Here is an 11,381-nt window from a genome sequence, read left to right on the forward strand (position 1 = left end):
TAAATGGATAGGATCGTGGAAATTGAGAGATTAACGAAAACCTTTAGCAATAAAAGAGGAATTCATGATATCAGCTTGAATGTACAGCGTGGCGATGTATACGGGTTTTTCGGGCCTAACGGCGCGGGAAAAACGACGGTGATGAAGATGATGACCGGTTTAAGCAGAGCGGATCAGGGAAAGGTACGGCTGTTCGGACATGACGTCGCCACACATTATGAGCAGGCGATGGCCAAGGTCGGCGTGCTTATCGAAACTGCGGAAGCTTATGAATACATGAGCGGCAGAAAAAATTTGGAACTTGCGGCGAGCCTCTATCCCGAACTTGCGCGCAGACGTGTGGATGAAGTGCTTGAGCTGGTCGGGTTAAGCAGCGTTCAGCACGAGAAAGTGGGTCATTACTCGCTCGGCATGAAGCAGCGGCTTGGTCTAGCGTCGGCGATTCTGTCTAAACCTGAACTGCTCATTCTCGATGAACCGACGAATGGACTTGACATCGAAGGCATGGTGCAGATTCGCGAGATCATCATGCGGCTGGCCCGCGAGGAGAAAATCACCTTCTTCATATCCAGCCATCTTATTTACGAGATGGAGCTGATGTGCAATCGCATCGGGATCTTATCCGACGGAAAGATTTTGACGGAGGGTATTCTGTCCGAGCAGCTGAAAGGGCGTTTCGCCACATTGGAGGAGTTCTTCCTCCATGAAGTGAATAAAGAAAGGGGGACGGTATCCCATGCATAGTCTATACGCCAACGTCTGGAACGAAACGCTAAAGATCACTCTAAAGAAAAAATCACTGTTTTTTCTCGCGATAACCTTAATTATCCCAATAGGAGTCAGTCTGTTGCTTGCTAACTTTCAGAGCAACATCGGGATAGGAGCTATCTCTTCCAAGGATTTTCCTATACTCATGCTTAATTTGTTCACTGCGATATTCCTGCCTCTTTTTGTATTCATGAGTGCTGCGGATCAGTTCGCAGGGGAGTTCGGTGACAACACGCTAAAGCTTGTGCTCACGAGGCCGATTTCGCGCTTTAAAGTGTTTGTATCCAAGCAAATTTCACTAGGCATCTATATTGCAGCTTATTTATTTGTCGCTTTGATTGCATCCATGATTGCAGCGTTTTTCTTAAGCGGCAACATTTCAGGTACTGCTATTTTGGACTGGTTGATCGCATACGGCGCGGCGTTTCTCCCGCTTGCAACGCTGAGTATTATGGTTGTTCTTTTAGCACAGTTTTTTACCACCAGCAGCGGCGCTTTAACCATCTCTATTTTGCTGTATATAGCTGCTAAGATGAGCGCGTTCTTTTTTCCGCAAATATCAAAGTATTACCCGACCGCCTACATGGATTGGCACATGCTCTGGCTGGGCAGCGGGACGGCGTCAGGACAACTGTTGAGTATCTTTATGTTTTTGCTTGGGTGTAGTATATTGTGTTTTATAGCAGGGTATTATTTGTTCGATAAAAAGGAGCTTTGATCATGTCCATCCGCGTGAGGCTTGTGCTCTCTTATTTGGCTATGTTGCTGGTGCCCGTCGTGCTGTCTGTTGTCGCCGTCATCGTGGTCATGGTTTCTTTACTAGGTGATCTTAAGCCTCTCTATCAAGTAGACGGATCGGGTGGTAACCCTATCAAAAATGTCATGGACCAGGAAGCGGGCGTCTATAGCGATCTCAAGCTGATCAGCATACGCGATCCGCAGTCCTTGCTTGAGCAGTCTGTAGCCGAAGGCTTTGATAAACGACTGAGCATGATTAATATGAGGCTTATCATTCGAGTCAATGATGACATCCTCTATGCATCGCCTAAATTAAGCCGGACTACCGAATGGCAAGGGCAACTGCCCAAATTTGGGACGGTCAGCGATCGTAACACTGAATTTGCAGGGAATTTGTTAATAACCCGCCATGAGGATTTTCTTTTGCCCGATAAAAGTAAGGCGTCATTGTTCGTCGTAACGGATGCAAACTCATTTCAAAAGGTTCTTAAGCAGTATTCGACCTGGTTGATCGTCATTTTACTGATCATACTTGCGTTGACCAACGGGGTGCTTACTTATTTGGTCTCGCGCAGCATCATTCGCCCATTGAAAGCTTTACAGAGGGCCACCGAGGAAATAAAAGAAGGAAATTTGGATTATGAGGTAAAGCCGTTATCCCGGGATGAGATCGGACAGCTTAGCGTTGCTTTTGAAGAAATGCGCAAGAAACTGAAGGAATCGGTGGAGCTGCAGCTGCAGTACGAAGAGAACCGCAAGGAACTGATCTCGAACATTTCGCACGACTTGAAAACGCCGGTCACCGCCATTAAAGGCTATGTGGAAGGCATTATGGACGGCGTGACCAATTCACCCGAGAAGCTCGATCGCTATGTGAAGACCATTTACACCAAAACGGTCCATATGGACAAGATGATCGATGAGCTATTTTTATACTCCAAGCTGGATCTGGGGAAACTGCCGTTTCATTTTGAGCAGGTGGATATAGGCGCCTATTTGGAGGACTGTGCGCAAGAGATGTATCCTGACATGGAAAAAAAAGGAATTAAGTTGGAGCAAGGTACGCTGCTGGAGGATCTTGTCTTCGTTAAGGCGGATCGTGAGAAGCTGAAGCGCGTGCTTATCAATATATTGGAAAATGCAATGAAATACATGGACAAAGCGGATGGTAAAATCGGCATGAACGTCACACTGCAAGACGGCAAAGCGGTGATCAGCGTAAGTGATAACGGTAGGGGGATAGCGGAGGATGCGCTTCCGCACATCTTTGACCGGTTTTATCGGGCGGATCCGTCTCGGAACCAGGCTACCGGCGGGAGCGGTCTCGGACTGTCGATCGCAAGGCAGATCATAGAGGAACACGGCGGCCAAATATGGGCGGGTAGTATGCTCGGCAGGGGTACGACGGTTTATATCGCGCTGCCGGTATGGAGTAAGCATGAGAGAGAGGGGGCATCTGCATGAGCCGCATTTTGATTATTGAAGATGAGCAGAGCATTGCAGAGCTGGAGCGGGACTATTTGGAGATAAGCGGCTATGCCGCCGATATTGAGAACAGCGGACATATGGGGCTTCAGCGTGCGCTCAGCACCGATTATGATCTGGTTCTGCTCGACCTCATGCTGCCGGAGATTGACGGATTCGAGATTTGCCGTAAAATCCGCAGCGAGAAGGATATTCCGATCCTCATGGTCTCCGCCAAAAAGGAAGACATCGATAAGATTCGCGGCCTTGGTCTTGGCGCAGACGACTATATCATCAAGCCTTTCAGCCCAGGCGAGCTTGTCGCCAGGGTTAAGGCGCATTTGTCGCGCTATGAGCGGCTTAGTAGCCGGAAGGAACCGCCTAACGATGAGATTCGCATTCGCGGTTTAACGATGGATAAGGCCGCTAGGCGCGTGTTCGTGAACGAGAAGGAAGTAACTTTTACGACGAAAGAATTCGATCTGTTGTTCTACTTGGCTACTAACCCGAACAGGGTGTTCAGCAAGGAGCAACTGTTCGATCACATATGGGGTATGGACGCTATGGGTGAAATCGCCACTGTGACAGTACATATCCGCAAGCTTCGAGAAAAAATAGAACTGGACCCGTCCGATCCTCAATTCATCGAGACGATCTGGGGAGCCGGTTACCGGTTTTGCATCTAGCGTCCAAAGGAGAACTATATCGTGAAGCAATCTAATCCCATAACGTCCCCTGCAACAAGCTGGCAATGAACCGGCTATGTGCAGGGGCTTTTTCATTTTCGCCTAGCAAGATATCTACTCTTCTTAATAAAGAACAAATTTAAAGGTACCTGTTTGGAACGGCAAGTTCATGTTTATTGGGAATACAATATAACTAAAATCATAGCTTGGATGAAATAGAGTTCTCGGCCTCCCATCTGGATATTTCTTCTCGAACCCGCGGAGCCACTTCAGTTCCAAGCAGCTCAATGGCTCTCATTACATCCTCATGAGGCATTGTACCGACTGGTACGTGCAGCATAAAGCGTGTAATGCCTACAACCTTACGAAGATGGATGATTTTCTCGGCAACCGTCTCTGGATCGCCTACGTACAGCGCTCCTTCAAATCGGCGTGCCGCATCGAAAGTTGCACGGCTGTAATGACCCCAGCCCCGCTCCCGCCCGAGCACATTCATGCTTGCCTGAGTGGAAGGGAAAAACTTGTCGGCCGCAACCTGTGTATCCTCTGCAATAAAACCGTGCGAATGTGACCCAACTGGCAGCCGTGATGCGTCATGGCCTGCATGAGCTGCCGCTTTCTTATAGAGCTGCACGAGCGGTGCAAACTGCAGTGGACTGCCTCCAATAATCGCCAGAACAAGCGGCAGTCCGAGCAGACCTGCGCGGATAACCGATTCCTGATTACCCCCGCTGCCAATCCACACCGGCAAAGGATTCTGAACCGGACGCGGATATACGCCCAGATTATTAATCGCCGGCCGATGCCCACCTCTCCAGGTTACTTTCTCAGACTCTCGTATTTTAAGGAGCAGCTCCAGCTTCTCATCGAACAGTTCATCATAGTCATTTAAATCATATCCAAACAGCGGAAACGATTCGATAAAAGAACCCCGGCCCGCCATAATCTCTGCACGTCCGTTTGAAATCGCGTCGAGCGTAGCAAAATCCTGAAATACGCGCACCGGATCGGCAGAAGAAAGCACCGTGACCGCACTGGTCAGCCGTATCCGTGTCGTCTGTGAGGCAGCCGCAGCCAGCACGACTGCAGGAGAAGACGCCGCATAATCTTTACGATGATGCTCGCCCACGCCAAATACATCTAGCCCCACCCGATCTGCAAGTACAATTTCCTCGACAACCTCACGCAATCGCTGTGCATGACTTATCACCTCACCGGTTTTAACATCCGGCGTTGTTTCCACAAACGTGCTCACACCTATTTCCACTTACAGTCCCTCCTACTTAAATGTTCCGTTCTTCCCATCAGCTTCGTAAGAAGACAATGTTAGAAACTGATGTCTATATTTTGGTCTTTCACAATGTCATTTTCAAGTTTTTTGAGGTCACTCGTTCGAATGTGACTCAGAGGGTTTCCGTAACATATGTAAGGGCGGTTTCATCAATCCCTAGCACGTTAACGTTTATCATAATGGAGGCCATGCCCCCTTTTTCTTCTAGTCCAATATAAAATAAATAATAGAATAAACCATAGAGGGGTCAACAATAAGGCTGGACGTGTTTCTTCAGCAAACAGCATAATAATGAGCATTATAGCAAACAACGTTAGGACAACATAATTTATAAATGGTGTTAATGGTGCTTTGAATGTTGATTTTGACTGTAATTCCGGACGTGTTTTCTTGTATCTTAAATGACAAATAAGAATAACACCCCAAACCCAAATAAAACAAATAGCACTAATGGTAGTCACGATTCCAAAAGCTTGTTCTGGTATAAGTTTGCTCAAAAGGGCTCCCACTGATATAACAAGTGCGGATACCAATAACCCATTACTTGGCACATGGTTTTTATTCAGTTTTGCAAAACCGGATGGACCCTGGTTATTATGGCTTAAATTATATAGGATCCGGCTTGTTGAAAACATCCCACTATTACTAGCAGAAGCGGCTGAAGTTAATACGACAAAATTAATAATTCCTGCAGCAATCGGAATTCCAACTAAACTAAACGTTTTAACAAAAGGACTTTCTGCTCCATTTAGTTCCATCCATGGATTAATAAATAATAGGACGATAAGTGCGCCAACGTAGAAAAATAAAATTCTTAAAGGAATTTTATTAATAGCCGATGGAATATTTTTTTCGGGATTAGATGTTTCTGCTGCCGATACACCTACTAATTCTACACCTACATATGCAAATATCACCATTTGGAATGAAAGTAAAAAGCCTGAAATTCCGTTTGGAAACAATCCTCCATGTTCCCAAAGATTTTTAATGGTAACCGGTCCTGCATTAGTTTTAAATCCTATCACCAGCAAAATAACCCCAATGCCAATTAATACGACAATCGTAATTACCTTTATTAGGGCAAACCAAAACTCCAATTCCCCAAAAAGCTTTACAGTTAATAGATTGAGTCCTAATAAAATGATTACACAGATGAGTGCAGGTATCCATTGCGGGATATTAAACCAATATCTCACATACACACCAATAGCAATAACATCAGCCATAGCTGTCATAATCCAACAAAACCAATATGTCCATCCCGTTACAAACGATGCCCAAGGTCCAAGATATTCTTCAGCAATGTCTGTTAACGATTGATAACCTGCTTTAGACAACAGTAGTTCTCCTAGCGCTCTCATAACAAAAAAAAGAGCAATACCCACGATTAAATAAGCAAAGATAATAGAGGGCCCTGCCAGTTGTATAGCTTTACCGGATCCTAAGAATAAGCCGGTACCAATGGTGCCGCCAATGGCGATTAGTTGAACATGTCGATTCGATAAATCCCTCTTTAATTCTCGTTGTGCCAAATCTAACTCCTCCTTACAATCAATGAAATCTTTAATGGGAAACGATGAGCAATAAACGAAGCCCAATAAAAAAAGAGATTGGATGTCCTCCAATCTCATGGTCTTAAGAATAACAAATACGACTTGTTATGCTAACTAATATCAGCATGCCAAATAAATATTCGGTACTCTTCTGTCCTTTTGCCTGAGATTGTGAACCCTTCGGCGCCGCGAAACTCCCGCGGTCTCTCCAGAAGCTGCTCCTGCTATAGTGCGATCCATAGCAATCATAGCTTTCTAATTATTAAATTTTTTGATAGGTATAGCTACTGTTGAATAGTTGTTTATTTTAATACTACTTAAATGATTCGTCAATAACAAAAATATTCCCCTATCCAAAGAAGGAAATAGAAATCATTCAATAAAAAACCCTCATTTATTTGTGGTACGGTTCACCGCGCTGTCTATAACGGCAAGTTTAAAGGCCATCCCTTTGTGGGGTGGCCCTAGTCTACCCTTATGAAGCGGGACGGTCCAGCAATCTTCCCTTAATGAGCAAATAGTCTACGCTCTTCGATGATCCGTTCTTCACGGTCACTTCAAGCACTCCGTCTTTTTTGACAGCGGGCCGTTCTCGGTTCCGATCAGGAAACTGGACTGAGTCATCCGTCAGTATATACGCGGCTACATCTGCCGCCCCTTTTGCAACATCGGCTCCTGTTATATTCTTCGCCTGAATCGTAAAGCTCCCCTTCGAAGCGTCATACGTATAAGAGACCGGCCTAAATGCATCGTTGCTGATGATTTTTTCAGGAGGCGCGGTCCAGGCTCCACCTTCCATATCCTCAAGTGTATACTTAATGATATCCGTCTGCATCAGGTTGTCGCCCATCAGAGAATAGAGGTGGTTAGTTTGATCCCAGTTGCTTTGGATGCCCAAGTGAGCGGCAAGCACGCTTATCGGAATAAACATGGAATTTTGATTCAGCACCGGAACAGTATCCATTTGATCGGCAGTTCCATTAGTCGTGACCTTCTTAGAGCCAATGGTAAAAGTGATCGTTTTATCATCCATCTTGATAGCAGCAGTTTTGCTCTTACTATCGTAGCTCACCTTAGCCCCGATAAGTTCGCTGACGGAGCGTAGCGGAATCATCATTCTATTCTGCGCATCCACGTAAGGCGGCTTGGGAGTGGTGTAAAGTACATAGTAATCATTGATTTTCAGCAATACCGGATATTTTGCAGGTGCGGCTTGAGCAGTTCCTGAATTGACGCCAGAATAAACAACGAATACCATGAGGAACATCAAAAGACTTGTTAGAATCCGCCTGTTCATATTCATAAATGTTTTATCCCTCCACCGAATAATTACGTGTTAATGTATATGACCATAACAAAAGTGGGATTACACCCCAGGTAAGATATTGGATTACATGAATATACTATGAATTATAAGCAATCTATGGTTGCGTTATAAGTGATTTGCAAAATATTAGTAGAAAGGTTGGTATAAGATTATGAAATTGTTTAGTTTTAAAGGAAAAATTAAAAAGGCCGTATTATTTGACCCATTGCTGGTAATATCCTCCTTTCCGGGAATAACGGGCGCATAGGATATTACTGATGCAGAGTTAGCCAAAGAATCTGTAAGCAATTTTATAACAGAGAAGAGTCCGGTATCAACATTTTTGAAAAATCTTCCGTTCCCTCCGAATTCAAACGATATCTTAGAACCGTCCTTTTTTGTAATCGTTAATAATCGATAGTAATCTGCTGTCTCATCTCCGGTTACTGTTGTATTGGCATCCTTTTATAATATTTAGATCAGCATATGTTAACGGTAGTCTTCATCAAACAATGTTACAGGCACATTGTTATCTTCATTAACAATACACTCTACTATTTCAAAATTCTCACCTGCTATATCAAACTTTACCTTCATAGATATCGATCACTAAATTCAAAATTCCTTGATATGTATATGGATGAATCAATAAAGATGTTCTTAGTAGGTACATTGCCCAAATTGTTCCCTCCATTATTCTACCAAGATATCTATATAGTTCTTTATGACCATATATACCCATGGTATAATATGAATATATGGTCATAATTGGAAAGGAGAGCATATCTTGAACGATCTTATTTTTATTGGTGGCGTACATGGGGTAGGAAAAACCACTTTTTGCAACGAATTAGTAAATACATATCAAATCCCCACTTACTCTGCAAGCAGAATCATCTCTGAGCTAAAGAAGCAAAACCTCCCTTCAAATAAGTTAATACCAGATATTGACGTTAATCAGGCATTTCTTTTAGAAGGTCTTAAAAAGATTAAATCTATGAGAAAAGTTTTTATATTGGATGGCCACTTTTGTTTAATAAATGAAAACCGTACTATTTCTAAGATACCCGAAACAGTATTCTACCAAATAAAACCATCTGCTTGCATTGTTGTTATGGATACAGTGAGTAGCATTATAGAACGTCTTGAAATTCGTGACAACATTGATTATGAATCTTCCTTTATAGAGCATTTTCAAGATGAAGAAATAAATCATGCAGTATTCCTTGCTAACACGTTAAATATTCCATATCACATTTACAATCAAAGTACCCAGTCTATGAGTCAGCTACATAACTTTATCACAGAATTAGGGGTGATAAAATGAGGGTCTTACTCGATACTAATATTATTATTCATCGTGAAACGAGTAATATAATGAAAAATGACATTGGTGTTTTGTTCAGATGGCTTGACAAGCTTGGTTACTCAAAATGTGTCCATCCTGTAACCATCGAAGAAATAAAAAGATATAAAGACACACGTACCGTTAATTCTATGGTCATCAAACTTGATAGTTACCAAGTTATGAAGACTGAAGCACCTATGACTCCTATAGTAAGTAGCATTTCCAAGAAATACGATAAAAATCCTAATGATATCAATGATACCAAACTGTTAAATGAATTAGTAGCTGAACGAGTTGATATGTTAATAACTGAAGATCGAAAAATAGCCATGAAAGCGAGTCAACTAAACCTATCTGATAAAGTATTTACGATTGATTCCTTTCTAGAAAAGGTAACAAGTGAACACCCTGATCTAATTAATTATAAAATCCTTTCAGTTAAAAAAGAGTACATAGGAAACATAAATATAGATGACCCTTTCTTTGATAGTCTGAAGGCAGACTATCATGGGTTTGAAAGATGGTTTAACAAAAAAGCCGATGAAATGGCTTATATATGTAAAATGGATAATGGAGTAGCTGCCTTTCTATATTTGAAAATTGAAGGTGAGAATGAAAACTACTCGAACATTTCGCCTTCATTCTCCAAAAAGAAGCGCCTAAAGATTGGAACATTCAAAGTGACCATGAACGGGTACAAGCTAGGAGAACGTTTTTTGAAAATTATTTTTGATAACGCACTAAAGTCCCGTGTTGATGAAATCTACGTCACTATATTTGATAGAAGCATTGAACAAATACGACTAATTAACTTGCTTACTGATTTTGGATTTACCAAGCATGGTACCAAGGATGGAGCGGAGTTGGTATATACTCGTGATTTCCAACCTGCCTTCGATGGTATGAACCCAAAGTATACATTTCCTTATATTGATACAAACAAAGAAATATTCATTACACCGATATATCCTGAGTATCACACTAATTTATTTCCTGATTCCATATTACGTACAGAGTCACCAGCAGATTATATTGAAAATGAACCATTCAGAAATGCAATTAGTAAGGTGTTCATTTCAAGATCAATTGAAAGAAATCTCAATGCAGGAGACATTATTGTCTTTTATCGGACTGGCGGGTACTATGAGAGTGTTATCACCACGATTGGTATCGTTGAAAGTGTCATTACTGATATCAAAGACCCTCAACATTTCATAAGCTTATGTAAAAAAAGAAGTGTGTTTACTGACAAAGCTCTCTTAGAATTTTGGCATTATAAAAAAAGTAGGCCGTTTATTGTTAATTTCCTTTATGCATATTCCTTTCCAAAACGGATAAACATGAAGAGACTTATTGAACTAGGGGTTATTCAAAGTGTTCACTCTGCTCCACGAGGGTTTATGAGAATCACATATCAGAACTTTAAAGACATCATTAGGGAGGCACAGATTGATGAACGTATTATTATCAATTAAACCTGAATTTGTGAACAAGATTTTCTCAGGCGATAAAAAATATGAATATCGTAAAACTATATTTAAAAGAAAGGATATCAATAAGGTTGTGGTTTATGCTACCGCTCCTGTTAGTCGCGTAGTTGGTGAATTCGAGATTGAATCGGTTCTTTTTGATGATGTTAATTCATTATGGGAAGTAACTAAAGCATACTCGGGAATTGACGAGCAGTTTTTCTTTGAGTATTTCACCGAGAAGGAAAAAGGATATGCTATAAAAATTAAAAGCTATAAGAAGTATCAAAGATCTATGAAATTAGGTGAAGTTTATTACTCAGTTCCACCTCAATCATTTGCCTATATAGATTAGTTTTGCGCTATATTTGAGATATCGAAAAGGGGGCACCTTAGGCTCCCTTCTCTTGTTCTTCGCTCTTCTCAACGCTCCCCCTCTTAGCTAGGACCTCTTTTACTATCTCTGCAGCGGCTTTGATAAACTGTTCGTAATCTTTAGTTTTCATTGTCTGACGAACTCCTTTTTATTACATAGGAGTTTGTGTAGGTGTTGCTATTCCCGATGGTCAGCTTTACTTGGACAGCATTGTAAATTTTTAAAAATATAATCGAAAGATACTTTAAAAAATACTCTATTAAAAAGATACAAAGCAGGTTCAATTTATGGATCGTCTACACTTAGTTGGACATAAAAAATAGGGGCTAGTAGAATGAAATCAATACAATTAGGAGCGGATCTACTATGCCAAAACAAAGAC

General features: G+C 41.9%; 10 protein-coding genes and 1 riboswitch. Of the genes, 7 read left to right on the forward strand and 3 right to left on the reverse strand.

The window, feature by feature from the left end; translation table 11 throughout:
• Nucleotides 1-3 precede the first annotated feature (3 nt).
• From J2Z20_RS08605 to J2Z20_RS08620, 4 genes are read left to right on the forward strand one after another with little or no spacing between them, the layout of a single operon-like run.
• Nucleotides 4-744, forward strand: a complete 741-nt coding sequence (locus J2Z20_RS08605; protein WP_209848158.1) for an ABC transporter ATP-binding protein — start codon at nucleotides 4-6, stop codon at nucleotides 742-744.
• Nucleotides 737-1,486, forward strand: a complete 750-nt coding sequence (locus tag J2Z20_RS08610; protein ID WP_209848161.1) for an ABC transporter permease — start codon at nucleotides 737-739, stop codon at nucleotides 1,484-1,486. The genes J2Z20_RS08605 and J2Z20_RS08610 overlap by 8 nt, the downstream gene beginning before the upstream one ends.
• Before the next feature lie 59 nt (nucleotides 1,487-1,545).
• The gene (locus tag J2Z20_RS08615) at nucleotides 1,546-2,970 is read left to right on the forward strand and encodes a sensor histidine kinase (RefSeq protein ID WP_342454286.1); all 1,425 of its coding nucleotides are present in this window, start codon (nucleotides 1,546-1,548) and stop codon (nucleotides 2,968-2,970) included.
• Nucleotides 2,967-3,656: a response regulator transcription factor gene (locus tag J2Z20_RS08620; RefSeq protein ID WP_209848167.1), complete on the forward strand. Its 690-nt coding sequence runs from the start codon at nucleotides 2,967-2,969 to the stop codon at nucleotides 3,654-3,656. Before J2Z20_RS08615 ends, J2Z20_RS08620 begins: the two co-directional genes overlap by 4 nt.
• 199 nt (nucleotides 3,657-3,855) lie before the next feature.
• On the opposite strand, the gene J2Z20_RS08625 is transcribed toward J2Z20_RS08620, so the two are convergent.
• The 3 genes from J2Z20_RS08625 to J2Z20_RS08635 form a co-directional block, all read right to left on the reverse strand.
• Entirely contained in the window at nucleotides 3,856-4,923 is a 1,068-nt protein-coding gene (locus tag J2Z20_RS08625; RefSeq protein ID WP_209848169.1) for an LLM class flavin-dependent oxidoreductase, read from the reverse strand.
• A gap of 188 nt (nucleotides 4,924-5,111) precedes the next feature.
• Nucleotides 5,112-6,479 carry an amino acid permease gene (locus tag J2Z20_RS08630; protein WP_209848171.1) on the reverse strand — a complete coding sequence of 456 codons (1,368 nt, stop codon included), beginning with the start codon at nucleotides 6,477-6,479 and terminating at the stop codon, nucleotides 5,112-5,114.
• A 162-nt stretch (nucleotides 6,480-6,641) separates the two neighbouring features.
• Nucleotides 6,642-6,722, reverse strand: a riboswitch (glycine riboswitch).
• A gap of 253 nt (nucleotides 6,723-6,975) precedes the next feature.
• Nucleotides 6,976-7,803, reverse strand: a complete 828-nt coding sequence (locus tag J2Z20_RS08635; RefSeq protein ID WP_209848172.1) for a stalk domain-containing protein — start codon at nucleotides 7,801-7,803, stop codon at nucleotides 6,976-6,978.
• A 790-nt stretch (nucleotides 7,804-8,593) separates the two neighbouring features.
• Between J2Z20_RS08635 and J2Z20_RS08640 the strand changes: the two genes are divergently transcribed.
• The 3 genes from J2Z20_RS08640 to J2Z20_RS08650 are packed head-to-tail and all read left to right on the forward strand — an operon-like array spanning nucleotide 8,594 to nucleotide 10,978.
• Nucleotides 8,594-9,133, forward strand: coding sequence for an ATP-binding protein (locus J2Z20_RS08640; RefSeq protein ID WP_209848174.1), 540 nt, complete (start codon nucleotides 8,594-8,596; stop codon nucleotides 9,131-9,133).
• Complete coding sequence (locus J2Z20_RS08645) at nucleotides 9,130-10,629, forward strand: PIN domain-containing protein (RefSeq protein WP_209848176.1); 1,500 nt, start codon at nucleotides 9,130-9,132, stop codon at nucleotides 10,627-10,629. Before J2Z20_RS08640 ends, J2Z20_RS08645 begins: the two co-directional genes overlap by 4 nt.
• The gene (locus tag J2Z20_RS08650) at nucleotides 10,607-10,978 is read left to right on the forward strand and encodes an ASCH domain-containing protein (protein ID WP_209848178.1); all 372 of its coding nucleotides are present in this window, start codon (nucleotides 10,607-10,609) and stop codon (nucleotides 10,976-10,978) included. Before J2Z20_RS08645 ends, J2Z20_RS08650 begins: the two co-directional genes overlap by 23 nt.
• The last annotated feature ends 403 nt before the right edge of the window (nucleotides 10,979-11,381 follow it).

The sequence above is a fragment of the Paenibacillus sediminis genome (genome assembly GCF_017873765.1).
Classification (GTDB): domain Bacteria; phylum Bacillota; class Bacilli; order Paenibacillales; family Paenibacillaceae; genus Paenibacillus_AG; species Paenibacillus_AG sediminis.

Excerpts from the sequence above, each read along its gene's own strand:
- J2Z20_RS08605 (WP_209848158.1), top strand. The coding sequence starts at position 4 with ATGGATAGGATCGTGGAAATTGAGAGATTAACGAAAACCTTTAGCAAT.
- J2Z20_RS08610 (WP_209848161.1), top strand. The coding sequence starts at position 737 with ATGCATAGTCTATACGCCAACGTCTGGAACGAAACGCTAAAGATCACT.
- J2Z20_RS08620 (WP_209848167.1), top strand. The coding sequence starts at position 2,967 with ATGAGCCGCATTTTGATTATTGAAGATGAGCAGAGCATTGCAGAGCTG.
- J2Z20_RS08635 (WP_209848172.1), bottom strand. The coding sequence starts at position 7,803 with ATGAATATGAACAGGCGGATTCTAACAAGTCTTTTGATGTTCCTCATG.
- J2Z20_RS08645 (WP_209848176.1), top strand. The coding sequence starts at position 9,130 with ATGAGGGTCTTACTCGATACTAATATTATTATTCATCGTGAAACGAGT.
- J2Z20_RS08650 (WP_209848178.1), top strand. The coding sequence starts at position 10,607 with ATGAACGTATTATTATCAATTAAACCTGAATTTGTGAACAAGATTTTC.